This window comes from Paenibacillus sp. MMO-58, from assembly GCF_037146255.1.
Lineage (GTDB): Bacteria > Bacillota > Bacilli > Paenibacillales > Paenibacillaceae > Pristimantibacillus.
Window position 1 is genome coordinate 93,985 of sequence record NZ_JBBCVY010000005.1, and the last position, 25,987, is coordinate 119,971.

At 49.7% G+C, this 25,987-nt stretch carries 18 protein-coding genes and 1 pseudogene; 16 read left to right on the top strand and 3 right to left on the bottom strand.

All coding sequences use genetic code 11. From position 1 onward, the window contains the following. The first annotated feature begins 82 nt into the window (after nucleotides 1-82). The 6 genes from WFJ73_RS16405 (at nucleotide 83) to WFJ73_RS16430 (ending at nucleotide 12,982) form a co-directional block, all read left to right on the top strand. Nucleotides 83-1,033, top strand: a complete 951-nt coding sequence (locus WFJ73_RS16405; protein WP_336774097.1) for an ABC transporter permease — start codon at nucleotides 83-85, stop codon at nucleotides 1,031-1,033. An 11-nt stretch (nucleotides 1,034-1,044) separates the two neighbouring features. Further along, complete coding sequence (locus WFJ73_RS16410) at nucleotides 1,045-1,929, top strand: carbohydrate ABC transporter permease (protein WP_336774098.1); 885 nt, start codon at nucleotides 1,045-1,047, stop codon at nucleotides 1,927-1,929. Between the two features lie 115 nt (nucleotides 1,930-2,044). Further along, nucleotides 2,045-3,616 carry an extracellular solute-binding protein gene (locus WFJ73_RS16415; RefSeq protein ID WP_336774099.1) on the top strand — a complete coding sequence of 524 codons (1,572 nt, stop codon included), beginning with the start codon at nucleotides 2,045-2,047 and terminating at the stop codon, nucleotides 3,614-3,616. Between the two features lie 57 nt (nucleotides 3,617-3,673). After that, a complete protein-coding gene (locus WFJ73_RS16420; protein ID WP_336774442.1) occupies nucleotides 3,674-9,952 on the top strand; it encodes a fibronectin type III domain-containing protein in 6,279 nt (2,092 codons plus the stop codon). Between the two features lie 131 nt (nucleotides 9,953-10,083). Next, nucleotides 10,084-11,919, top strand: coding sequence for a sensor histidine kinase (locus tag WFJ73_RS16425; protein ID WP_336774100.1), 1,836 nt, complete (start codon nucleotides 10,084-10,086; stop codon nucleotides 11,917-11,919). Then, entirely contained in the window at nucleotides 11,894-12,982 is a 1,089-nt protein-coding gene (locus WFJ73_RS16430) for a response regulator transcription factor (protein ID WP_336774101.1), read from the top strand. Before WFJ73_RS16425 ends, WFJ73_RS16430 begins: the two co-directional genes overlap by 26 nt. Nucleotides 12,983-13,142: 160 nt before the next feature. Here the strand turns inward: WFJ73_RS16430 and WFJ73_RS16435 are convergent. After that, nucleotides 13,143-13,388, bottom strand: a pseudogene (locus WFJ73_RS16435) (MFS transporter); the annotation flags it as partial. A gap of 152 nt (nucleotides 13,389-13,540) precedes the next feature. Between WFJ73_RS16435 and WFJ73_RS16440 the strand changes: the two are divergent. Together WFJ73_RS16440 and WFJ73_RS16445 are read left to right on the top strand one after the other, a co-directional pair. Continuing rightward, on the top strand, nucleotides 13,541-14,137 hold the full coding sequence (locus tag WFJ73_RS16440) for a GNAT family N-acetyltransferase (protein WP_336774102.1): 597 nt from the start codon (nucleotides 13,541-13,543) through the stop codon (nucleotides 14,135-14,137). 10 nt (nucleotides 14,138-14,147) lie between these two features. After that, a complete protein-coding gene (locus WFJ73_RS16445) occupies nucleotides 14,148-14,459 on the top strand; it encodes a hypothetical protein (protein ID WP_336774103.1) in 312 nt (103 codons plus the stop codon). An 80-nt stretch (nucleotides 14,460-14,539) separates the two neighbouring features. On the opposite strand, the gene WFJ73_RS16450 is transcribed toward WFJ73_RS16445, so the two are convergent. Beyond that, nucleotides 14,540-15,886 (bottom strand): FAD-binding oxidoreductase, encoded by a 1,347-nt coding sequence (locus tag WFJ73_RS16450; protein WP_336774104.1) that lies wholly within the window; start codon nucleotides 15,884-15,886, stop codon nucleotides 14,540-14,542. 284 nt (nucleotides 15,887-16,170) lie between these two features. On the opposite strand from WFJ73_RS16450, the gene WFJ73_RS16455 reads away from it, so the two are divergent. The 5 genes from WFJ73_RS16455 to WFJ73_RS16475 all read left to right on the top strand — a co-directional run bounded on the left by WFJ73_RS16455 (nucleotide 16,171) and on the right by WFJ73_RS16475 (nucleotide 19,588). Beyond that, on the top strand, nucleotides 16,171-17,616 hold the full coding sequence (locus tag WFJ73_RS16455) for a glycosyltransferase family 39 protein (RefSeq protein ID WP_336774105.1): 1,446 nt from the start codon (nucleotides 16,171-16,173) through the stop codon (nucleotides 17,614-17,616). A 25-nt stretch (nucleotides 17,617-17,641) separates the two neighbouring features. Further along, nucleotides 17,642-18,064: a GNAT family N-acetyltransferase gene (locus WFJ73_RS16460; RefSeq protein ID WP_336774106.1), complete on the top strand. Its 423-nt coding sequence runs from the start codon at nucleotides 17,642-17,644 to the stop codon at nucleotides 18,062-18,064. A gap of 136 nt (nucleotides 18,065-18,200) precedes the next feature. Continuing rightward, nucleotides 18,201-18,410: a hypothetical protein gene (locus WFJ73_RS16465; protein ID WP_336774107.1), complete on the top strand. Its 210-nt coding sequence runs from the start codon at nucleotides 18,201-18,203 to the stop codon at nucleotides 18,408-18,410. Nucleotides 18,411-18,490: 80 nt separating this feature from the next. Then, complete coding sequence (locus WFJ73_RS16470; RefSeq protein WP_336774108.1) at nucleotides 18,491-18,982, top strand: CPCC family cysteine-rich protein; 492 nt, start codon at nucleotides 18,491-18,493, stop codon at nucleotides 18,980-18,982. Nucleotides 18,983-19,261: 279 nt separating this feature from the next. Then, entirely contained in the window at nucleotides 19,262-19,588 is a 327-nt protein-coding gene (locus WFJ73_RS16475; RefSeq protein ID WP_336774109.1) for a hypothetical protein, read from the top strand. Between the two features lie 125 nt (nucleotides 19,589-19,713). On the opposite strand, the gene yhbH is transcribed toward WFJ73_RS16475, so the two are convergent. Beyond that, on the bottom strand, nucleotides 19,714-20,877 hold the full coding sequence (yhbH, locus tag WFJ73_RS16480; RefSeq protein WP_336774110.1) for a sporulation protein YhbH: 1,164 nt from the start codon (nucleotides 20,875-20,877) through the stop codon (nucleotides 19,714-19,716). A gap of 213 nt (nucleotides 20,878-21,090) precedes the next feature. Between yhbH and WFJ73_RS16485 the strand changes: the two genes are divergently transcribed. The 3 genes from WFJ73_RS16485 to WFJ73_RS16495 all read left to right on the top strand — a co-directional run bounded on the left by WFJ73_RS16485 (nucleotide 21,091) and on the right by WFJ73_RS16495 (nucleotide 25,921). Then, nucleotides 21,091-22,659: a response regulator transcription factor gene (locus WFJ73_RS16485; RefSeq protein WP_336774111.1), complete on the top strand. Its 1,569-nt coding sequence runs from the start codon at nucleotides 21,091-21,093 to the stop codon at nucleotides 22,657-22,659. 13 nt (nucleotides 22,660-22,672) lie between these two features. Beyond that, nucleotides 22,673-24,454, top strand: coding sequence for a cache domain-containing sensor histidine kinase (locus tag WFJ73_RS16490; protein ID WP_336774112.1), 1,782 nt, complete (start codon nucleotides 22,673-22,675; stop codon nucleotides 24,452-24,454). A 159-nt stretch (nucleotides 24,455-24,613) separates the two neighbouring features. Beyond that, the gene (locus tag WFJ73_RS16495) at nucleotides 24,614-25,921 is read left to right on the top strand and encodes an ABC transporter substrate-binding protein (RefSeq protein ID WP_336774113.1); all 1,308 of its coding nucleotides are present in this window, start codon (nucleotides 24,614-24,616) and stop codon (nucleotides 25,919-25,921) included. Nucleotides 25,922-25,987 lie beyond the last annotated feature (66 nt).

Genomic DNA, 25,987 nt, shown 5'->3' on the forward strand with positions numbered 1-25,987 from the left:
AATTATGGTCACATTGTTGGTGCCCCAGGCCAATCCTATAATGAGGATACGAATTGAATCCCACACCGATGGAGTGAAAAAAATGTCGATATCAACGGTTGCTAAACCGGGCGGGCAAGCGGATGTTCCCAAGAGAGGGATATGGCGTTACGTAAAGCGCCACCGGGCTTTTTACCTGATGCTTATACCGGGTATTCTCTATTTTCTCGTATTTAAGTACCTGCCGCTGGCCGGAAGCTTTATAGCCTTCCAGGACTTCAATATTTTTAAAGGCTTCTCCGGCAGCGATTGGGTTGGCTTCAAATGGTTTCAGCAGCTTTTCGAGTATCCGAACTTCGGTCGGCTGATGAGAAACACGCTGGTTATCAGCTTGTACCAGGTTGTTTTTGCGTTCCCGCTGCCGATCCTTCTGGCCCTTATGCTGAACGAGGTTCGGAAAATGGCCTACAAACGAATCGTGCAAACGGTTTTGTACCTGCCTCACTTTTTATCGTGGACCATTGTCTTTGGCTTGTCCTACATGCTTCTGTCTCCTACAAACGGCTTTGTGAACCAGCTGATCGGCAGAGCGGAAGACGGCATCGCCTTCCTGCAAGTGCCGGATTACTTCCGAACCATCATCATCACGTCGGGAATCTGGAAGGAGATGGGTTGGAACGCCATTATCTTTATTGCAGCGCTTGCCGGGATCAGCCCTTCGCTCTACGAAGCGGCCAAAATCGACGGCGCGAATCGGTTCAAGCAGTTTCTCCATATCTCGCTGCCAGGACTGCTGCCGGCCATTATGATTTTGCTGCTGCTTAAGATCGGTCATATCTTGGATTCCGGCTTCGAGCAAATCTATCAGTTCCTGAATCCGGCCGTATTCGAAACCGGCGACGTGCTGGATACCTACACCTATCGCGTTGGCATTCTGCAAGGGCAATACAGCATCACGACCGCGATCGGGCTGTTCAAATCATTAATCGGCTTTGTCTTGCTTGTGGTCGCTAACCGGATCAGCAAATGGACAACCGGCGAAGGCATTTATTAAGGAGGTGCAGCATGAGAATCAGACGTACGTTTGGCGAAGCCACATTTGACGCATTTAATTATATTTTGCTCGCCTTTTTCTGCTTGGCAGTGGTTGTGCCGCTGCTTTACGTCATTGCCGGTTCGCTCAGCTCCAATGAAGCGATCACGCATTCGGAGGTATTTTTGTGGCCGGTAGGGCTGAGCTTCGACAATTACGATTTTGTCATCCATAACCGCGTATTCTGGCGATCGTTCGGCGTGACGGCGGTTATCGTTATTGTCGGAACAACCATCAATATGGTCATGACGCTGCTCACGTCATACCCGCTGTCCAAGTCCTGGCTTGGCGGACGGAAGCCTATTCTGCTGTTCATTATTTTTACGATGATTTTCCAGGCGCCGATGGTGCCCATGTATCTCTTGATCAAAGAATTGCATCTGCTTAACAGCATATGGGCGCTTATCGTTCCCGGCGCCTTAAGCGCTTTTAACATGATGCTGTGCATTACGTTCCTCCGTTCTATTCCTGAAGAGCTGTTCGAAGCGGCCAGAGTGGACGGGATGTCGGAGTACGGGATCCTCTGGCGGATTGTAACGCCGCTATCCATGCCGATTAACGTTACGTTGATCCTGTTCTACGCGGTGGGACACTGGAACAACTATCTGGGTCCGCTCCTTTATGTAACGGATCCGGCGAAACAGCCGCTGCAGCTGTACTTATATAATCTCATCTCGCAATTCGACATGGATTCGGCAGGCGGAGCTTCATCGGTGCTGGAGCTGTCCTCCAAGCTGACGCCGCAGGGACTGCAAATGGCGACGATTATCGTAGCGACGGTGCCGGTTATTATCATCTACCCGTTTCTGCAGAAGCATTTCATTAAAGGCGCCTTGCTCGGCTCGGTAAAAGAATAATTTGGCAATGGGCAAGCGGTTAAGAGAGAAGTTAACATGTAAGGAGGTGAGTGCCGCGAAAGGCCGGTTGAAATAGGAATAATCCGTTTCATTAAACTTAGGAGGGTCATATTCTATGAAAATCGTTTACAGAAAAAGCCTTGCCGTCGCCTGTATTGCGGCGCTGGCGGTAGCAACTACGGCATGCGGCGGCAACAATAAAGAGACGCCAAGCTCATCTGCTTCGAACACGCCGTCGGCTTCGGCGAACGCAGGCGAGAAAACGGCAGCGCCTGCCAAGATCAGCCTGTTCGTATCCAATAACGCCGAGCAGATTCCGCCTGGCAAATCGATGGATCTGCCAACGGTCAAATATTTGGCCAATAAGACAAATACCGATCTCGATATTACCTTCTTACCGCATGAGAACTATATGGAGCAGCTTCGTCTCAAATTCGCTTCCGGCGAGATTCCGGATGTACATATGGTGTGGGGGATCGAGAACTCGGAGCTCGTTACCAATGACCTGGCACTTGACCTAAAGCCTTACCTGGAGAAATACGGGCAGAATCTGCTCAAAAATATTCCGCAGTCCGCTTGGGACGCCGTAACGCTGAACGGTAAAATTCTCGCGATTCCGCAGGTCGCGCAGGGCAATGCTCCGGCAGAACGCGTCATCTACGTTCGCAAGGACTGGATGGATAAGCTGAATCTGCAGGTGCCGAAAACATCGGATGAATTCCTGGATATGCTCCGGGCATTCCGCGACAAGGATCCGAACGGCAACGGCAAGAAGGATGAGATTCCGTTCTCCAGCCGCGAGAAGTTCGAATGGATGGATAACATTCTCGGCATGTACGGCGTAAACCTGGATTCCAATACGCTCAGCGATGGCCAGGTTATGCCGGGCTTTGTATCCCCGAATATGAAGCAGGCGCTTGGCTTGCTCAGCACGATGTACAAAGAAAATCTGATCGACAAGGAATTTCTGACCAATACCCGCGCGGCATGGGATCAGAAAATCAAATCCGATCTTGTAGGATCGTGGGATCATGTCGTGTTTGGCGTATGGGATTCGTGGCAGAAGGAGCTGACAACGCTGCTGCCTGGCAAAAATCCGGATGTCGTAGCGATTCCGACTCCGCATGGCGTTGGTTATGACGGAGAAGTAGGCCGCGTAGAGAAGCCGGTGCTGAAAACCTTTGTCGTCAGCAACAAAGCCAAAAATCCGGAAGCGATCGTCCAAATGTTCGACTGGCTGATTACGGACGAAGGGCAGCTGTTCGCGGATCTGGGCATCGAGGGCGAGACCTACACGAAGGAAGGCAGCGAGCTGAAGTATAATGCCGATGCCGACAAGGACGTCAAATGGCGCCAAGCGGTATTTACGCTGCACGGATTTAACGATGCTGCGCAGAAAGTGAAAATCAATAACGATGCTGCTTACACAAAGCTGATTCAGACGATTGAAACGTCGCGCAACGAAGGGATCACCAACCCGACTGCGGGTATGGCTCCATCCGAAGCGATTACGAAAAACGCAGAGCTGTCCTATCAGGGAAGCTTGTTCCAAGAGGCGGCCGCCAAAATCGTGCTGGGCGAAAAACCGCTCGATTACTTCGACGAATTTGTGGCCAGCTGGAAAAAGCAAGGCGGCGACCAAGCGATCAAGGAAATGACGGATTGGTATAACGCAAACCGTAAATAAGCTAAAGGCTCCCTCTTTCGGACATGAACTCCGGGGGAGGGAGCACACTTGGAAAGGGTGAACAACATGCGTCATCGCGTTTTTCGGTGGATATCCGCCATGCTGGTCTGCACGCTGCTTGCGATGCCGGTATTTGCCGGACGGGCTTATGCCAAAGTGTGGACTGAAGAAGAACTGGGAGCTATTCAAGGAAGTCAGGTATTGATCGATCATTTGGAGAAGCCCGGCGCAATGTTGAATCCGGAAGCGGCAGCTTATGGCTCCATGGAGAGCGTAACCGTTGACGGTCAGGATTTTACGAAAGCGCTCCGGTTCAAGACCGTAAAGCAGCCGACAAGCACGTATTTATTTCAGTACGAGCTGCCCATAGAAGGAGCGATTGCCAAGGATGATGTCCTGCTGGCAACTTTTTATGCGAGAACCGTTAGTTCGACGGTAGAGACAGGCGAGGGGCAGATGTCGCTTGTGCTGGAGAAGACGGGAACGTGGGAGAAGTCGCTGACGGAGACGGTTGCCATTCCGGTGCAATGGAAAAAGTTCATTGTCCCAATCAAGGCTGCGGTTGATATGCCGGCCGGCGAGTCGCATGTGACGCTGCGTCTCGGTTACAAGCCGCAAGTGATAGAGGTTGCCGATCTGAAGCTCATCAACTTTATGAAAGCGGTTACTTTTGAAGAGCTGCCAAGCACGCCCGTTACGTACGAGGGCATGGAGGACGACGCCCCGTGGCGTGCCGAAGCCGAGCAGCGCATCGAACAATATCGCAAAGGGGATATTGGCGTTACCGTTACCGATGAACAGGGAAGTCCTATAGAAGGGGCAAACGTCCATGTGGCTATGACAAACCATGAGTTCAAATTCGGCACGGCGGTGAACAGTTCCATGCTGATGGGCACGGATGCGAACGCTGAGACATACAGAGCGAAGCTGAAGGAAAACTTCAACTCCGTCGTGATGGAGAACGAGATGAAGTGGCCTTGGTGGGAGTCAGACAAAGCCAAAGCGGTTCAGGCCTATAATTGGCTGGGACAAAATGGCTTCTCCATTCGCGGGCATAATCTGCTATGGGATAATGCTTCTAGACTCCCGGCGGATATTCCCGGCTTGCTGGAGGATAAGGAACAGCTGGCGACACGCATCGAGAATCATATCCACGAAACAGCCGGTTATTTCAGAAATAGAGTACAGGACTGGGATGTGCTGAACGAGCCGGTTCTGAACCATCTGATCCGCGATAAATACGGCGACGCGTTTGCGGCCGAATGGTTCAAGGAGGCGAAGGAAGCCGATCCAAACGCGAAGCTGTTCGTCAACGAGACGCAAATTCTCGGCGTGGATGCGCCGGTTATCGAAAGCTTCTCGAATATTCTGAGCAGCTTGAAGGAACAAGGGGCACCGATTGACGGCGTTGGCATTCAGGCCCATTTCGGCAGTACGCCGGTAAGTCCGATGGCCTTCTATAATCAAGTCTCGCATTTTGCGCAGTATGCTCCCGAGGTTGCGATTACGGAGTTTGATATGAACTCGCCGCGCGAGGATGTACAGGGCAAGTTCACGCGGGATTTGTTGATTGCGATGTTCAGTCATCCGAACGTGACGTCGTTTACGATGTGGGGCTTCTGGGACGGCGCCCATTGGCAGAACAATGCTCCGTTGTTCCGCAACGACTGGAGCCTGAAGCCATCCGGAGAGGCTTGGCGCGATCTGGTCTATGGCGAGTGGTGGACGGACGTAACGGGTGCGACGGACGCAAGCGGACGTTACAAGACAAGCGGATTTTTCGGTGATTACGAAATTACGGTAACCTATAACGGCGTCAGCCAGACATTCAGCCGTTCCTTCCTGAAGAACGGTTCCCGTGAGGTAACGGTTGTGCTTGGCGGGGATAAGGAACAGCCTAAGTCGTTCCCGTCGCTTGAAGTACCGGCGAAGTCGGCGCAGCTGACGGCACCGGTATGGCCATACGGAAGCGGGAGCAGCTTTGGCGCGTCGCAGCCTTCTCCAACCTCCGTTACCTTAAGCTGGCCGGTTGCCAAGGACGATAAGGGAGTTCAAGGCTACCGGATTTATAGGAACGGCAAGCTTCTTACGGAGACCGCTTCGAATGTGCATAAGGTCGACGTAACCGGACTTGCTCCGGGTAGCAAGTATACTTTTGAAATCGAAGCCTTTGACAAGGATGGGAATTCATCCTTGCGGAGCAGTCAATTGCTAGTCACAACGCCGGTAGGAGAAGATCATACGCTGCCGGGCTGGAAAAAGGGCTCTTTCCTGACGGTGGCGGAGCTTGACGACAGCAGCAGCGCCTTAAGCTGGCCGGCTGGCGTCGATGACGGTTCGGTAACAGGGTATAGGCTGTACGTGAACGGTCAGCTTGAAGGAGAAACAGAGAAAACCACTTATAAGCTTCAGGGCTTGCTGCCAAACACCCTGTATGTGGTGCGGGTTGAAGCGAAGGACGAGGAGGGCAATCTCTCGGCAGGCGGTCCGGTGGCGATGTTCAAGACAACGGGAGTTTCGGACCGGCAAAGCCCGGTATGGGGTTCCTCCGTCTTGACCCTATCTGGCAAAGCTTCAAGCGGTTTAACGCTGGCTTGGGAGCCGGCTCATGATGCTGGCGGAATTGCGGCGTACCGGATCTTCTACGGTTCAGTCGAGCTGGTTACGCTTCCTCCGTCCGTAACTTCCTATGAAGTTAATGGACTGCCAGTAGAGAAGGCCCATACATTCCGCGTTGAAGCGGCTGATCGCGCGGGCAACTGGTCGACAGCCGGTCCTTCAGCCGTAGTAGCCGCGGAAGGTCGGGAGGATACAACCGCGCCGGCATGGCCGTCGGACCGCAAGCTGGCATACTCATCCTTGACGGACAAAGCCGTTACGCTGAGCTGGACTTCCGCCGAAGATGAGACCGGCGTAACCGGATATCGGATTTACTTGAATGATACGGAAGCGGCCGCGGTAGGCGGAGAAGTAAGGCAATATACGCTCTCGTCGCTTCAACCGGGCCAATCTTACCGTATCCGGATTGAAGCCAGGGATGCGGCCGGGCATTGGACATCCGGCGGTCCGGAGCTTAACGTACAGACTTCGCAAGGCGTTGTTAGAACGGAAAAACAAATCGCGCCAAGCGATGATGTATTTATTCAAGCTCCGGCGGTTTTGGGCGGTGACGGTACCAACAATAAGGATCTCGCATACCTGAGATATAAGAACGCAGCCGGAGTTTCCGGAAGCGACCAGAATAAAAATACGGGCAACAACCGCAGAGTGTATATGAAGTTCCCGCTTGATTCGATAGAGGGCAGCATTTATTCCGCAAGCTTAAATGTGTATGTATACGCCGTGCAAACCCCAAATCTGGATATCGGCATGAATGCGTATGACACGGGTGACGGTTGGACGGAAACAACGCTGAACTGGAGCAATAAACCGGCCGACGGGACGCTGCTTGGCAGCACAACCGTACGCAATTCCGGGTATTGGAAGTCGATTCCGGTTACCGATTACGTGATTGGGGAAGCAAACGGAGACAAGGTAGTCAGCTTCAAGCTGACGGATGACAGCTGGCTGGACCAGAACGTGGATATGTATTCGAAGGAGGCAACGGGAGCGGGGGCAGCGTATCGTCCTTACTTGCTGATAGGGACGGAAGCAGTACCCGGGGACAAGAATCCTCCAGTATGGGAGAACGGCACGCTTGAAGCGGAGGTTGTCCATCCTCAAAGCGCTCGTCTGTCATGGAGCCCGGCAGCTGACGATGTTGGCCTTAACGGCTACCGGATTTATCAAGACGGTAACGCAATAGCCGACGTTTCCGCGGATCGCCGCACCTATGATGTCAACGGATTGACGCCTGGCAAAACCTACGCTTTTAAGATCGAAGCGCTGGATGCGGTACACGAAAGCATAGGCGGTCCGGCCGCTTCTATTGAGATGCCATCAGCTGACGTGGAAGCGCCGGTCTGGCCTTCGGCTTCGGCACCGGAGCTGTCCGGAATTACCCGAAACGGTGCCGTTGTAAGCTGGCAGAGTGCCAATGACCAATACGGAGTCGACTCTTATGCCATCTATTTGGATGATTCGGAAGTGGCGGTTGTATCGGGATCGGGAGATACCCGTTCTTATCAACTGGAGCATTTACAGCCGGGAAAAGCTTACAGTATTCATATTACAGCCATAGACGCGGCAGGCAACAAGGGAAATAGCCAAGCCGTTATATTGCATACCGCAGCTGCTGACACGGAGCCGCCGCATTGGGCAGCGGGTAGCAAGCTTAATACCGCTGCCGTTACGGATTCCGGAGCTTGGCTGAACTGGCCTGCGGCCATAGATAATGCGGCTGTAGACAGCTACCGGATTTATGTCGGGTATAGACTGACCGCCATCGTAAACGGAGCAATCCGGAATTATTTTGCGGCGGGGCTGGATGAAGATACGAATTATTCCTTCCATGTTGAGGCTGTAGATTCGGCGGGCAACGTTTCGGAGCCTTTGGCAGTGGAAAACACCCGAACGATGCAGCAGGATTCCATCTATCCGCAATGGCCGACCGGCTCACGGATTTCTTCGGAAAAAACGGATGAAGGGATACAGCTCCAATGGGATTCCGCAACAGACAATATCGGGGTGAATGGGTACCGATTATACCGCAACGGTATAGTCATTGCGGAGACCGACGGGTCTGCAAGGGCGTATACCGATATCGCGAATCAGGATACGCAAGCCGTCTACAAGATAGAAGCTGCGGATTCTGCAGGGAATTGGAGTGTGTTTGGGCCATCGACGGCAGATCCTGCCATTGAAATTCCGACGGATACGCGTCCGCCGGTATGGCTGACCGGTAGTGTGATCACGCCTGTTCACGTCGCCTCAACAACGGTTGGCCTCGAGTGGACGCCTGCCGTTGATCAGAATAAGGTGACCGGGTACCGGATTTATATGAACGGGAATCTTGTATCCGAGGCAGAGGGCACCGCATGGACCGTTAACAATCTTACGCCTGGGACGGTTTATGCGTTTAAGGTGGAGGCCATTGACGAAGCCGGCAACGAATCTGTCAATGGTCCAACTCTGCAAGTAACGACGGCAAAGCCGTCTACCGGTACAAATCCGAGTACGGGCTCAACGGCGGACCCGGCAAAACCGGTTATCACCTTGGGCAGCGATGGGGCGGTCATCATTAGCTGGAAGAATGGAGCCTTGCCGGAGGGCGGCGTATTCAAGCTTGATTCTCAATTGCTGGAAGAGGCGCTCGCACAAGCAGAGCGGAATCAGGATGGTGAACGCCTCATTAACATTCAATTACCGGATGCCGCCGAAGACAAGGGGTACGGAGTGGAGCTTCCTGCCAAGTTTATTCATGCGGGCGAAGCAACGGATCTGATTGTTCTGCGATCGAAGCGTGGCACCTTGTACTTGCCGGGAAAAATGCTGGCTAACAATCCGGCAGTTGCAGACGCTCAGAAGGTAACGCTGCAGATTCAGCAGGCTCACCTTTCATCCGGCATTATTCCGTATGGCAAGATTGCATCGGCGATCGATCTGTCCATTGCCATTGACGGCAAGGCCATTACTTACGATAACCCGCAGGCCCCCGTCAAGGTAATAGTGCCCTACGATGTTACTGCCGCTGAACGGAATAATCCAGAGCTTCTTACCGTCTGGTATGTGGATCCGTCCGGCAAGCCGACCTGGATTCGGAGCGATCGTTATGACCAGGATGCCAAAGCCATGTTATTTACCGTTCATCATTTCAGTACGTATGCCGTAGCTAATGTATCCCGGACATTCGAGGATCTTGGCTCCTATGAATGGGCACGCAAATCCATAGAGAAGTTAGCTGCAAGACAAATCATTAAAGGCGTATCCGAGAAGCTGTATCGTCCGGAGCTCAACATCACCCGCGCCGATTTCCTTAAGCTGCTCGTGGAGACGCTTGGTTTGCAAGCCCAGTCCCGCGTATCCTTTGAGGATGTGCAGACAACCGCTTATTACGCCGACGCGGTAGGCATTGCGGGCAGTCTAGGCATTGCGACAGGCATGGGAGACGGTAAGTTCCATCCGGCTAATGCGATAACCCGCCAGGAGATGTTTGTTTTGGTTGACCGTGCCTTGCAGCAAACGGGAACAAAGCCGCTTTCTATTACCGATGCCGATGTTCTAGGATCGTTCGAGGACAGCAGTCAGCTGGCTCCTTATGCGAAGGAGGCAGCGTCTCGCTTGGTACAGACGGGGCTTATGGAAGGAAACAAAAGGCTGTTATCGCCAACCGGCTATTTGAACCGGGCGGAAACGGCTGTCATGATGGAACGATTGCTTGCTTACGTTTTGCAGTAAAAGGTAACACTGGAAGCCGCAGCGGACGGTAACGTTTGCTGCGGTTCTCCATCATCTTCTTGCCAACCGGCAGGGTTCGCTTTAGAGTAGATTCATCCTAGATTTATAAAGAAACGGGAGGTCATACGGCATTGCTCAAAGCTATCACGACCCGAATGAAAAGATCGCTCAAATGGAAGTTTGTCATTCTTATCGTGACGATTCTTGTCTTTACCGTTTCGGCGATCGGATTTTTCAGCTACAACCAGACGATGCGATCCGTAGGCAAAGACATTGACCGCCTGAGCAATCAGATTCTCACGCAGGCCAATTTGAACCTGGACCGGTATTATACGGAGTACGAGACGATCTTTCTGCTGCTCGGAAGCAGCCTTGAATTCAGGGAATGGCTGCAATCCTCCGATGGCGACAAAATAACCTCCACGACAGTCCGCTATTACGAACGGATTAAGGAAAACTATTTAAACCGGGTATTTCTTCAGTATCCCGAGGTTTTATCGGTAACCATCTATAATCCTGACGGGATGGAACAGCATTTTACGAACGGGACAACATTGTCCGCCCAGTACAGTTTACGCAACGAACCGTTCCTGCTGGACTCGGGCAAATACGAAAAGGTGAAATTTATTCCGAGACTATCGGATTATTATACGGATAAGTCCAACCTCAAGGTAGAGAAGCCGGTGCTCACCTTGTTCAAGCAGTTCTATAACGGGTATGTGACGATGGATATCTCGCTTACGCCGTCTCAAAACATTATGAGCCAGATCGACATTGCAAGCGGCAGCGAGGCTGCGGTAATCGATTCGGCAGGCATGATTATTCATCACTCGGATTCCGGCGAAGTGATGAATACGATGGATGAAAGGATCATCAAGCAGGTTGCTGAACGTCCCAAAGGTACCGTCTACGATAAACGCAGCAAGGACCTGATTGTTTATCAGACGATTGAGCGGACGGATTGGAAAATTCTAGCCATCATTCCTTATAAAAAAATAGCCGGCAGCATCTATTATGTACGGGGCGTCACGATTGTGATCTCGTTAAGCGCTTTGATTATTTCTATAATTCTCACTTACTGGGCATCATCTTCCGTTGTAAGACGTATTGCCAAGCTTAGGCATGCGATGGTTATTACGCAGGTTAAGAATAACTTTAACATCCGCGCGGACGTGGACGGCAATGACGAAGTTACCGACCTTAGCTTGTCCTTTAATAACCTGCTGGGTCATCTGGAGCAATCCATTCACGACCTGGCGGAAACAAGGGTTCAGCAGCATCAGGCGGTGATTTCGGCCCTGCAGTCCCAGATTAACTCGCATTTTCTGTACAATACGCTCGAGACGATTAATTCCATGGCTTTAATAGCCGGGAATCCGAATGTCGGACATGTTGCCGTTGCGCTCTCCCGCATGCTGAGGTACACCTCGGATTACAAGGACCGCGTCGTTACCTTGAAAGACGAGATGAAGCATGCGGAGGATTATTTGGCGATTATGAAGGTGCGTTTCGGCGACGAGGTAACCTTTGCTTTCGATATCCCCGAAGACTTGCATGGCGCGGGCTGTCCGAAGGCCGTCCTGCAACCGTTGGTTGAGAACTGCATCAAGCATACGCGGGAAACAACGGCCGAATCGGTGACGATTCGAATCGAAGCGGATGTCGTCCGATGGAACCGATTAAGGCTGAAGGTTAGCGATGACGGGCAGGGATTTGCCGAGCAGACCTTATCCAGGCTGAATGCGGAAGTGGCTGCCGGCCGGCGGTTTACCTATGATTATAAAGGCGTTGGCTTGTCCAACCTGATCTACCGCCTGCATATGCTGTATGCGGAAGAAGCGGATATCCGGTTCGGCAACCGGGCTGGCGGCGGGGCATTTGTAGAGATCGGACTGCCGCTGCGGATAGCAAATGACGGTATGGAAATAGAGGGGGAGCGGGATGAACAGAATTTTGATCGTAGATGATGAACAGCTGATTCGGCAAAGCTTAACCGCGCGTTTATCGGAGATGGATGGAGTTATGGTATCGGCGGCGATGGCTAACGGAATCCGGGCGCTGGAATGGCTGGAGGGCCATTTCGCGGATATTTGCATCACCGATGTCCGCATGCCGCTGATGGACGGGCTGCAGCTCATGGAGGAAATAAACGCGCGTTACCCCTGGATGTCCTGTATCGTTATTTCCAGCTACGATGACTTCGAGTATGCGAAGCGGAGCATTCGTCTTGGTGCGGTAGATTACGTTATGAAGCCGGTTGACCAAGCTTCCCTGGAGGAAGTCGTGGCTACGGCCTGCGACAGGATTCAGGTCTCGCGCCGCTATGAAGCGAACCGACTATTGCTCGACAAATTGCCGATGCACAAGGAACTACTCGATCAGTGGATCGAGATGGTATTGTCGGTATTCCTCCACCGCCAGCCGCTTCTTATCGTGGATACGCTTGCCGTATTGGAGAAATGGGTGGACGGCCGGTACGATATCTTAAATGAGCTGACAATGGCGTGGACAAGACTAGTCATTGAAGAGCTGAAGAAGCATGAGATTACCGTTGATTATGAAGAGGGAGAAGATGCGGGCCTCGGCGAGGATATTTTGGAGCAGCATAGCGTCCGTCATTATTTCCGGTTATGCGCGGTAAGGCGCCTCGAGGAGGTAGCGAACGCTCTTATGGCCGGAGCGAGGAACAGCAAAAACACCCAGCAGCAAAGGATTGTCGATCAGGTCAAGCGTTATGTGGAAGAGAATTATGCGGGAAAATGGGGGTTGCAGGAGCTGGCCGACCATGTGGCGATGAGCCGTGCCTACCTGGCTATCCTCTTTAAGGAAGAGACCGGCATGACGATATGGACCTATTGCATTAATGTCCGGATGCGCAAGGCCCGGGATCTCCTGCTTACGACATCGCTTAAAAGCTATGAGGTAGCGAACCGGGTTGGTTACGAGAATAGCATCCATTTTGCGCGTATCTTCAAGCAATATCATGGTATTAACCCGTCCGAGTATAAGAACAAGGTAAGAAGCGATTAGCGAGGTAAAGGCTGAATCATAGGATTCAGCCTTTAAGCTGTTTGTTTATCGAACTGGTTAAACATCATGTAATAGATTACAGCGGACAGTACGGCAAGCACGGTCAGGAGGGCAAACGTTCCGTCATAACCGATATATTCGCTAAACGGGATGGATCGGCTTGTCCGCTGGCTGCGAACACCATGACCTTTTTCCGCCCAAGCCGGTCCGCGAAATAACCTCCGAATAAGTTTACAAGCACGGATAAAGCCTGCGACAGGATGAGCAGGATACCGGTCCAGCTTTTGCCGAACGATTGCGCGAAATAGATCGACAGATACGGGTAAAACACCCAAAAGATAACGTTAAAGCAGGTCTCTCCTAATAGCCGGATTTTTAAATCCCGATCCCAATCTCTAATTCTCATGTTGTCCTGATCCTTCTAGTTGTGATAGTCAATCCTCCCATCATATTGTTCCACTTAAGCCGTAGCAAGTGGTGCAAAAAGGAATCGTTGCGGGCCCATACAACGGGGGACTATAATTGTATAAAAATAACAACTAAAGGGAGGGGAAACCGATGAACCAATTCGGAACGAATCCCATTCTTCTGACAATTCCTGAAAGCTTTGAGAGCGCTCGGCTCCTTATTCGTGCTCCTTTATTTGGAGACGGCGCGGCCGTTAACGAGGCAGTAACGGAAAGTATTGAGGAGCTGCGTCCATGGATGCCTTGGGCGAACCAAATTCCTACGATAGAAGAGTCTGAGATTAGTATTAGGAAGTCCCGGCTCGAATTTCTGGAACGGACGGATTTGCGGCTGCTTCTCATTCATAAAGAAACCGGTCAATTAGTTGGCAGCAGCGGGCTTCACCGGATGGATTGGCAGGCACGAAATTTCGAGACTGGCTACTGGGTGAGGACATCTTGCGCAGGGCAGGGTTACATATCGGAAGCGGTAGAGGCGATTACGGAGTTCGCTATTCATCAATTAGAGGCTAACCGGATCGAGATCCGCTGTGATTCGCGAAACACGAAGAGTGCTAGAGTAGCCGAGCGGTCCGGGTTTACGCTTGAAGGGATTTTGCGCAGCGAAAAACGCGCCAACGACGGTTCGCTGCGGGATACGATGGTTTTCTCGAAGGTTCGTGGCGTGGAGTTTGGAGAACGAACATAGAGGGATGAAGATGACAGACAAGTACAATAAGGTTATCTATTTATTAGAGGAGCTACGGGCACGAGTCGAGTCTCCCTTAACAGATTTATTTTGGAGCTCTTACCATTCTGTTTCAGAGATCTTAGAAGAAATAGATAGTTATATTATTCGATTATCGGCTATGGATATTGATGTAATGAAGGACATACGATTTTTTATCGCTCCAACAGGCTCCATGCAAGAAATCTCGATAAGTAATGGTTGGGCGGATGAATTTATTGTGATAGCCGAAAAATTGGATCAATTAATTCTGTTTAACAATCAGGGTGAAACAGCTACATAAAAGAGCAGCCGAAAGTCTTAGAAAAAGGCAACGGTCCCAGACTTGTAGGTTCAAGTCCGACCCGCTGCCTTTTCGTTTTTTCATTTTGCCGGAGGGATGCTTTGAGGGTTGTTAAACACGTTTTGCGGGTCGTATTTGGCTTTCACTCTGCGCAGTCTCGCGAAGTTCTTGCCATAATAGACGGGACCGGAGCATTTAATGCCTTGGTCCGGCACGTTGATGTAGGACCCTACGATAAACGGCTGAAGCTTCTTCCTCGTATTGCGAGCCAGGGCAATATTTTTAGCCGCATGCGACGGTTTTACCCATGAGCTGTTCCATTCCACGTAATAATGCGGATCGCGCCAATAGAAAGCGGTAGCCCTAGGCGCGATTTTTCTAATCGCTCCTCCCCAGTTCAGGAAGTAGAAGCCGGCAGGTGTTCCGCCCTCGGCTTTTTCCAGAAACTCGCGCATATATTTAAACGCCTTATCCGGGAACGGACGTCTGCCGAAACCGCTGGAGAACTGGTTGCTGAACTTCTGAGGAAGGATTGGATCCGGAGCCAGCAGGAACTTGGTTGCTTGCAGCCAAGGAAGAGACTGGATGTCCCTTTTGGTCGTTGTTCCGACGCTTAAGATAGGCTGCAGGAATTTAAGGGCTTTCTTTTTGCAGCCCAGGTAGACACCTAGCATACTGACGTTTCCGCCTTTTTTCGGACCGACGGATAATTCGCTGCCCAGCTTGGTGCTGGTGAAAGGCGCCCATCGCTGCCAGGCTTTGACGACTTCCTCGAACTGCTCCCACGGCCAGGTGATACTGAATACGGTCGCCCGAACCGGAGCGCGTCTCACTTTGAATTTGTATTTGGTATACACGCCAAAGTTGCCGCCGCCGCCACCCCGTGAAGCCCAGAGCAGATCGGAGTTGCGTTTCTTGCTTGCGCGAATGATTCTGCCCTTGGCATCAACCATTTCGAGAGCAAGCAGATTGTCGCTGATAAGCCCGGTCGTCCGTTGCAGCGGACCAATTCCTCCTCCGGGTGTGATGCCGCCGATGCCGACGGAAGGGCTGTCGCCAAATGGCGCCATGTAGCCCTGCCGCGCAAGCGTATCTACGATTCTTCCAACGCGGTTACCGGTCTCGACAACGGCGGTATTGCTTTTTTTATTCAACGTAATCTTCTTCAGTTCGCTTGTATCGATGACAAGTCCGCCGTTTACTTGCGACAAGTTAGTTTCCAGGGCATGCCTGCCGCTTCTCGGGCGGATCGGCACCTTATGCTCCCGTGCCCATTTGATGGCGTTTGCTACATCACGCGTTTTTTTCGCAAAAACAAATACTTTCGGAAACCGGTCCGTATGCGGGTCCCAGTTCTTTCGAGCGGTCTCGTAACCGGGATCACCTTTGAAAATAACTCGCCCCGTAAGTTGTGTCTTGGCTTTCACGTATCCATCTCCCTATGAATGAATGGCTATCTTTCGCTTGTTAGTCCATTTTTTTAGGCAGGTACTCTATAGCGTATGAATGCGGTTTACAGCGGGTATAGGCGAACGTATATAGCAGAAGATTAAAAATTCGTTATTCGATAAATTACCCGGGAAATTGACATGGCTGTCCTTAGGGATGGTTTTTTTGATGAAGGATTAGGAAATTAGTTCCATGAAATCATGCCGTTATAAAGAAAATTATGGTAACATAGCTGGATAAACTTTGAAAGGATAGGGGCAGTATGACTTTTCGCACACGTATTCTCTCTGCAGCAGGCGGACTGTTTTTTGCAACGATATTCGCTGCTTCCTTTGCAAGCGCATGGAGCTTCTATGATTCGGTGTTAAAAATGATCGCAGCGTTCATAGCGGCGGCAGTAGTGACCCTGCTTGTTATTCATTGGGCAATTACCGGTCTCAGCCGGAAAGCTTTCCTGGTTGTATTTCTCTTCCTTGGCTTCGTTTGCCGAGTGATCTGGATCGTATGGAATCCGGCACTGCCGGAATCGGATTTTCTATTTATGTATAATGCGGCACAAGCGGCGGCTTCGGGGGACTTTGCTTTTAGTAATTCAGCTTACTACATCAGCTTTCCTTATCAGCTTGGGTTTACGATGTATGAGGCCGGTGTCATTAAGCTTTTTGGAGATCATTTAATCCTTTTTAAGATCTTGAATGTCTTGTTTAGCATGGGAACCGCCATTGTAATTTATCTTTCCGCTTCAAAAGTATTTCATGAAAGCTGTGGAAGAATCGCGGCTGTGGTGTACCTCTTTTATATTCCCAATATCCTGATGTGCTCGGTGCTGACAAACCAGCATATATCGGTGTTTTTATTTATAGGGGGATGCTTTCTGCTTCTTAAAGGCAGAGAACGGGTTATCTATTGGGTACTTGCAGGATTAGCGATTGGCTTGGGGCATCTCATGCGTCCCATTGGAAGCGTCTATTTGGCTGGTGTTATTTTATTTGTCCTTCTAATCATATGGCAGCAATGGCGCGGCCCTATCAAAAGACAAGCTGCGAGTAAGGCCGGCAAGCTGGGAGTCATAATTGTCGTGTATTATTTGGTACAACTACTAGCCAGTATTTTGCTGACTTCGTCTCATGTTACCGAGCATTCGTTATTTGGCGGAGAAAAATATTGGAAGTTTATGGTTGGGCTTAACGCGCAGACAAACGGGAGTTGGAATAAGGAGGACGCCAACTATACGAACCAGTATTCTTTTGGCGAGGAGCGCCACCAGGCGGAGCTTGTAATCATAAAAGAACGTCTCGAAAATAAAAGCGAGCTTATCGCCTTATTTGGAAGAAAGCTTGTCCATATGTGGGGTTCGTCGGATTCTTCGCCTTATTGGAGCCTGCGGGGATTAGACAAATGGGAACTGGAGACCAGTCTTCACCAGTGGGAGAGGCCACTGTATGTGCTCATGAGCGCATTTGGTATTGTAAGTATGGTTGCTTTATGGCGAACAGGTAAAGGAAATGAGGCATTATTTTATTTGATTCTCTTATTGCTATATATCGGAGCGCATTTGCTGGTGGAAATTCAATCCCGGTACAGGCTCGACTTTATCCCCATACTGATTCTTTTGCAAAGCTATGGAGCCTACCAGGTGTATAGATGGGTTCAAGGAAAACAATCAGCAACTATGAACAAGCGCTGGGAAAGAGACCTTGGAGCTTAGAATGGGATAAAGGTGGTCATTTATTATGGCAAGTAAACAATACGAGATCATTAAGCGTCTTCCAACGGTGCAGGAGCATGAAGCTTTATGGGAAGCTGTAGGTTGGGGGAGCATTCATATAGAAATGTCTGGGCAATCAATTGCAGGCTCGCTTTATGGCGTAGTTGTCGAATGCGAAGGTGAGGTTGTCGGCATGGGACGGGTCGTTGGCGATGGGGCCATGTACTTTTACATCCAGGATGTAGCGATCGCACCGGAGCACCAGAAACAGGGTCTAGGAAAGCTTATCGTAGACCAGCTGCTGGACTACATCAAAGAACGCCGCCATGAGAACGGACTGGCTTTTGTCGGGCTGTTTGCCTCTCATGGTAACGATAGATTTTACGAGCAATTTGGGTTCAAGGATCATTCCCCGGGGATGACGGGGATGTTTACGGTGTTTGAATAGATAGGAGCGGGAAAAAGATGACTCTTGAAGCCTTGAGAGCCATCTTTTTTATTTTTTTGTGATAGGGAATGAAATGATCTAGGTTGTCAAACGTATAGAAAACAGGTAATAAATTCCTTGCGGGAGAAGGGGCACTATGGGTTTCGTGTTTTTAGCACTCGGTGTTTTGTATTTGTTGTTTCCGAAGCTGGCTTGGAAGTGGGGAAGATTTAATTATAACAACGAAAGCAACGCTCAGAATAAGGATCTGGAGAAAATGATCCCATCGAAAAAGACAATCACTTACTTGCGTGTGGTTGGAAGCATATTAATTACAGCTGCAAGCATTATATTTGTCTTCAACTAATATAACTGGCACTCGTCTTTTGGTGTAATATACCCATATAGGATGTCCTCATTTGATAGCTCCTGGAGGGAAGCGGTCTGTTGAATACTAAAGCGATGAAGCGAATAAAGTACAAGTTTCTTTTCAGAAGAGCAGTAGAAGGGGAGCTCTTTTATCTAATCTTTATGCTAGTTGCCTATTTGTTGTTTCATAGAGAATTCGACTACTATGATTGTTTTGCTGGCGCGGTAATGGGAATTATTTTTGGGAATATGAATTGGAAAGATAAGCAGAAACGAGTTCATGCCGAGATTGTAAGATCAAACTTCGGAAATATTCAATGTCCTTGCTGCGGATACTTTACAATCTGTAGTGATGATGAAGTCATAGTAGATATTTGTGAGGTTTGTTTTTGGCAATATGATCTTATAGCGCATGAAAGGCCTCATATAAGCATTGGGGCAAACAAGCTTTCACTAGATGAAGCTATTAGAAATTATAAAAAGCATGGTGTCTGCAAACTGAAGAAGAAGCATTTGGTTAGAGAGCCGCTTGCAGAGGAATTAACCGAGAATAATGTGGTGAGTGAATGAACGACGAGTATTATTGTAAGTTATTGAATAGGACAGTTGAATTAGGGGAATGCATGGACATTAATTTTGAGAGAGAAAGATTATTCAAGGCGGATACTCTAATCAAATTAAACATTCAGAGAGATAAAGCACATTCGGTATGTCCAACCTGTCCTTATTGTCCGATTGGGGAAGCTGTTACAAGGCAAGGAAGGATTAAGAGATGGATACAGCAATTGTTTTCGTTTTAACGCAAGATCCAGCATAATATTAACTTATATACGAAGGAGTAATTGGACAATGTTTGAGGTGGGAGCTTTAAGAGAATGGATGCTTACAAATGATGTCGAATCGAAATTGTATTCAGCATTTTGGAGAAGCTTTGAACACTACAAAGTAGAGGAAACTGCTGAGTTCCGTGAAGTTTTTCCTAATTATGACTCAACTTATCTTGATCTTAAGATTGATTCAGTCTCAATAAAGTTTAGTAACAACTATCCTGATTTTGACTACAATCATGTCGTTGCAACGCTTAATATGGAGTACTCTGATCATGTAGTTGGGTATTATAAACTCTTCTTTAACTTTGATGGCACAGTGGATGATGATATGTTCGTTATTTATTGATCGACTAGAACGAAATTAATCAAATACTAGTTCCAGACAGGGAGATAAAAGAAAAAGCAACTGTTGGAAGATAGCTTTGGCTTTCGCCGAAAAAACCGGCCGTCCCCTGGACGACCGGTTTCCTTTTACCCTACAACGCCTTCCCGCTTGCGGAAGAACGACTTCAGGGCGTTATACACTTCGCCTTTCTCGCGAATGACGTAGTACATGAAATGCTGCATATTAATATGCTTATACGCGGACATTAGCGTACTCGAGCGGTTGTACTGGTTCACTTCGCCGTAGCCGAACAGGTTGGAGCGCTTGAGCAGCTCGCCGATCAGCTTGACGCAGCGCTCGTTGTCGCTCGTCAGGTTGTCGCCGTCGGAGAAGTGGAACGGGTAGATGTTGTACACGCTTGGCGAGAACCGGCTGTCGATGATCTCGAGTGCCTTGATATAGGCTGACGAGCAGATCGTACCGCCGCTTTCGCCGCGGGTGAAGAACTCTTCTTCGGTCACTTCCTTCGCTTCGGTGTGATGGGCAATGAATACGATTTCGACTTTCTCGTATTGATGCCGCAGGAAGCGGGTCATCCAGAAGAAGAACGAACGGGCAACGTATTTCTCGAAGGAGCCCATGGAGCCCGATGTATCCATCATGGCAAGGATAACCGCATTCGATTGCGGACGCACAATCTCTTCCCAGGTCTTGTAGCGAAGATCATCCGGCGAGATGCCGTGAATGCCCGGCGTGCCGGAGGTAGCGTTGCGCCGCAGGTTTTCCATGATCGTCCGCTTCTTGTCGATGTTCGACATGATGCCTTTTTTCCGGATATCGTTGAACCGGATTTCCTTCGTCTCGAGCTGATCCTTATCCTTCTGGCGAAGGAATGGCAGCTCTAATTCCTCAAACAGCATGCTCTCCAGCTCAGCCAAGCTGATCTCCGCTTCGATAACATCCTCGCCGGGCTGATCGCCAGCGCCTTCGCCCTTGCCGGGACCTTTGGCCGCTTGCGGATCGACGCCTAACACGTCGCCGACCTGGCTGTCACCGTCTCCTTGACCTACATGTTTATTTTTATTGTAGTTATACACAAATCGGAATTCGTCAAGGCTCCGAATCGGCACTTTGATTACTTGCTTGCCGTCAGACATGACAATGCTTTCTTCAGACACGAGGTCGGGCAAATTTTGCTTAATGGCTTCCCGAACCTTCTGCTGGTGCCTGGCTTGATCCTGGTAGCCTTTACGATGCAGCGACCAATCCTCCTGAGATACAACAAACAGTCTATCTTCTGCTGAACCCATTTCGGAGCACCTCCTTGCACAGTTTTTTGGGTTTGTTATTCAATATATTCAAGTCCTCCCCGGATATGTGAAGCAAAAGTTGCCCGATTCTAGCAAACTTCCAAATAATCCGCCAAAATGTAACAAGGACAGTCCATTCAGAATGGTGAGAAATTAGCTCGCTTTATCGGTTATAATGTACTTTACATATGTAAGTGCAGGAGGTATCAGACCATGTCAAACTACTGCAAGCTGCTGATCGTGGACGACGAAGCTTTGATCCGGCAAGGGATCAAGCATTATATGAACTGGGAGCAGGAAGGCTTTCAGATCGTGGGCGAGGCTTCGAATGGGAAAGAAGCGCTTGAGATGATCGCGGAGCTGCAGCCCCATATCGTGCTGACGGATCTTGTCATGCCGATTATGGACGGCGAAGAGCTGACCCGGCAGATCAAGCTGAAATATCCGGACATCGAAGTTATTGTCCTAAGCAGCTTTGGAGATTTCGATTACGTACGTTCCACCTTTCAAAGCGGCGTACGCGACTATATATTAAAGCCCAAGCTCGATACCGGCCACATGTTGAACGTGCTGAAAGCTGTTGCCGATAAAATTCCGTCCCTGCAAGGGGAAGAGCAATCCACGAATCAAGGTCCAACCATCGATTCGGTGCTGGAGAAGCTGTTATCCGGTTATGAGATGGATGCCAAGCAGGTTGAAGCGGAGCTTGGTGACCATTTTCCGCATAGCGCCTTCTGCCTTCTTGGTGTGGACTTGCGGGGAATGAATGTAACGAAGGAGCAGGTGAATGCCATCCGGCAAACCATGCAAGGCGAGCTGGATAAACAGGCGGTCCATGCCGATCAGCTGGTCTACCACGTTCTAAAAGCCGAAGCGCCTATAATCCTGCTGCTCCTTAATCTGGATTACACGATGCTAAGCCTGCTGCCTTATTGGGGCAGAACGATGGCGAGCTCGATCAATCAGCTGGAGCTGGATGTGGCGGTTGTGGTAAGCGAGCCTTTTTCGGCGATTACGGAATTGGAACAGTCCTATAGGGCTAGCCTGCTGAAAATGATGGATTACGCCTTTTATTTCCCGGACAAGCATCTGTTATTGTTCCATGAGTTCCCGGAAGCCGGGCAGGCGGCAGAGCCGTTTAACCTGAACAGCTTTACGGAATCGTTCAAGCGCGAACGCTTTGATACGGCATTTGAGTATTTGCTGGATCATCTGGAAGCGTTCAAAACAAACTATACGACGGATGTCTTTGAGTTCAAGTCGTTTCTGAGCAATGTTATTTTTAACATTACCGTATTACTTGGCAATATGAATTACAGCACGCAGCAGCTGGAGACGAAGAAGTATTATTATTTCAAAGCTATTGAAGAGTCGCGAAAAGCGAATGCTGCGGCTGAGCTGCTAACAGCGTTTATCGGGGAAGCGAAGCTATGCATTGCCGAGAAAGCCGAGCAGTCCGGCAATGCCAATATGAAGCGGCTGCTAGATTATATTCACGAGCATTACGCCGAATCGCTCAATTTGACGGAGATGGCGAAGCATTTTCATTTTAACCCGTCCTATCTGTCGAGCTATTTCTCAACCCATCATAACGAGGGCTTTGTCGATTATTTGCATAGGGTGAGATTGGAGAAAGCATCGGAGCTGCTGCGGGCAGGGGAAGCTTCGATCTCGGAGATCAGCGGGATGGTCGGCTATTCGGATCACAGCTATTTCTGCAAGGTGTTCAAGAAGCATACCGGACTGTCGCCAAGCCGCTACCGGCAACAAAACCTGAGATGAGTGAGTGATAGCTTTGAGTAAAGTACTCGACCGATTCAAATATAACGGCCTCTTCGTGAAAATGTTCATCATTATGGTAGTGAGCATTGTGGCCGTATCGATTACAGCGACCTGGACAACGATGAACGTGTCCAGCCGCGTGTTTATGGAGACCTTCAGTATTACCAATTCGAAAATTATCGCTCAGATCCGAAACGGCATGGACTCGTTTAATTATTCGATTGTGCTGACGGCGAACAAAATCTCGCAGAGCGGTACGATCAAGCAGTTTCTGACCGAAGGCAGCGGCGAATCGAACGTCATGGTAGGCAGTTACTTTCAGATGGGGCAGCAGATGAACAAGATTAAATCTAGCGTGGACGCCTATGAGGTAGGCATTACGGTAACAGGAGTGAACGGACGTCGTTATTCGACGGACCGTTCCTATTGGCCTGTCCCTGACGATGCTCTTGCGAACCATCCCATAACGAAACGTTCTCTTGCAGAGCCTCGCAAGCTGATGTATTCCTATGACGACGCTGAAACCTCCGGTACGCCGGGCATCGAGCCTACGATTGTAGCCTCCAAGGCTTTGGTCGATCGCAGCGGGACCGTCTATGGAATGGTTTATTTTTCCGTACGCGAGCCTTATTTCGCCCGGTTTTATGACAGCAATACGAGTCTTGGCAATGACGTAGCGGTAATGGACAGCCGGGGGACGATTGTATCCTCCAACCGCAATGACTGGATCGGGCAGCGTTCGCCGGATCTTCTTCAGTATGCGAAAGAGATTGACGAGAAGCACCTGGATTACAAGAATGCCCACATTATGGGCAAAGACCATCTTCTTTTATCGGAGTATATTGCCGGACTAGACCTCTACATGGTGAACGTTATTGATAAGAAGCAGGTCCTGGGACAATTGACGGATACGAGGCAGATCGCGCTTATCGTTATGGCGATTGTAGCCGCTGCGGTTATTATCGTGTTCATCATTTCAAGACGGCTGACCAAATCGCTGACCCGGCTCGTGAAGCAGATTTCAACCATCTCGAAGTACGAATTCGACCGCCACGTGAAGGTGGACGGCAGCTATGAGACTCGCCAGCTTGGCCTTGCCTTTAATGCCATGATCGACGAGCTGAATGAATACGTGGACAAGCTGGTAGAGACGCAGAAGCAGCAGCGCAATGCGGAGCTGGAAGCGCTGCAGCAGCAGATTAATCCCCACTTTCTATATAATACGCTCGCCTCGGTGAAGTTTATGGTCCAGCAGGGCAACAAGGAAAAAGCGGCCGAGACGATTAATGCTCTTATCTCGCTTCTGCAGAATGCCATCGGCAACGTCAGCGAGATGATTACGGTACAGCAAGAGCTCGACAATATGAAAAATTACGTGTTTATCAATCAGGTTCGTTACGGCGAGCGAATCCGCGTCAGTTACTTCATTGGTCCGGATTGCCTGAAATACAGGATTCCGAAGCTGATGCTCCAGCCATTTATCGAGAACTCCTTTTTCCATGCTTTTAATGACAAATCCGAAGGCTACATCTACATTATGGTTGCGCAGGAAGGCTCTTCTCTTGTCTGCGAAGTGGTGGATAATGGCGACGGCATGAATATTAATGGAGGAATCCCGAGTCAGGAGAACAGACGCCAGCTGTTCAGCGGAATTGGCGTGCGCAATGTAAATGACAGGATCAAATTGTTATTTGGCGAGGAATATGGGGTTACCATAACAAGCGAAATCGGGGAAGGAACCCGGGTAAAAATTCGCATTCCGCTGCTCCAATCCAATAATGATCCAAATTTCTAAAGATTGTCCTAGTACGAATAGACCACTTTCAAGCAACTCATAATAAAATGACAATTCGTTGTAAAGATCGTTCTAACGAGCGCCATGATGGGAATGCTATCATGGATTCGTAAGCCGGAAAACGCTTACAACACATATACAGATGCGGAGGTCTTGAAAGTGAAGAAATTAGTCACTGTACTTGCTCTAAGCGCAGTTGCACTGTCGGCTTGTTCGTCCAACACGGACAACAACAAAAACACTGCGAATACGGGTGCGGAAAACGGCGGCAAAGCTGCAAGCAAAATTACGGTTTGGGCATGGGATCCTAACTTTAACATCAAAGCGATGAACCTTGCGAAAGACGCTTATGCGGCAACTAACAAGGATTTGACCGTTGATATTGTAGAAAACGCTCAGAACGATATCGTTCAAAAGCTGAATACGGGCATGAGCTCCGGCACGACGAAAGGTCTGCCTAACATTGTACTTATCGAGGACTACCGCGCGCAAAGCTTCCTGCAAGCTTACCCGGACATGTTCTACGACCTGAGCAGCGTGATCAACCCTAAAGACTTTGCTGATTACAAGCTTGGACCTACAAGCGTTGACGGCAAATACTACGGCGTTCCGTTCGACTCCGGCGTTGCTGGTCTTTATGTAAGAACGGATTACCTCGAGAAAGCCGGTTACACCATTAATGATCTTCAAGACATTACTTGGGACCAATACATCGATATCGGTAAAAAAGTGAAAGAAGCAACAGGCAAGGACTGGATCTCCCTTGATCCGAACGACCTCGGTATCATCCGCATGATGATTCAATCCGCTGGTTCGTGGTACCTGAACGAAGACGGCAAAACGCCTAACATTGCGAACAACGAAGCAATGAAAGAAGCGTTCGAAGTATACAAAAAAATGATGGATGCCAACATCGTGAAAATCCACTCCGACTGGAGCCAATTCGTAGCGAACTACAACAATGGTGACGCTGCATCGGTACCTACGGGCAACTGGTTCACGCCTTCCATCACAGCGGAAGCTTCGCAATCCGGCAAATGGGCGGTTGCTCCAATGCCGAAGCTTGCGAAAACGCCTAACTCCGTGCATGCAACTAACCTTGGCGGCAGCTCGTGGTACGTTCTGAACGTTCCGGGCAAAGAGCAGGCAGCCGAATTCCTGAAAGCAACACTCGGCTCGAACGTTGACTTGTACCAAAAACTCGTTACGGACGTTGGCGCAATCGGTACTTACAAACCGGCTACAACCGGCGCAGCTTATACAGCGGCTAACGAATTCTTCGGCGGTCAAAAAATCGTACAGGACTTTGCGAAATGGACGAACGAAATTCCAAGCGTAAACTACGGTATGCACACTTACGCAATCGAGGACATTCTGGTTGTGGAAATGCAGAACTACCTGAACGGCAAGAAGATTGACGATGTATTGAAAGACGCCCAAGCACAAGCAGACTCGTCTGTAAAATAAAGAGAGAAATTGACCTTGGAACATGGTCCTCCGCGTTCCGCCGCCATCTCTTAAGGGCGTGCCCCG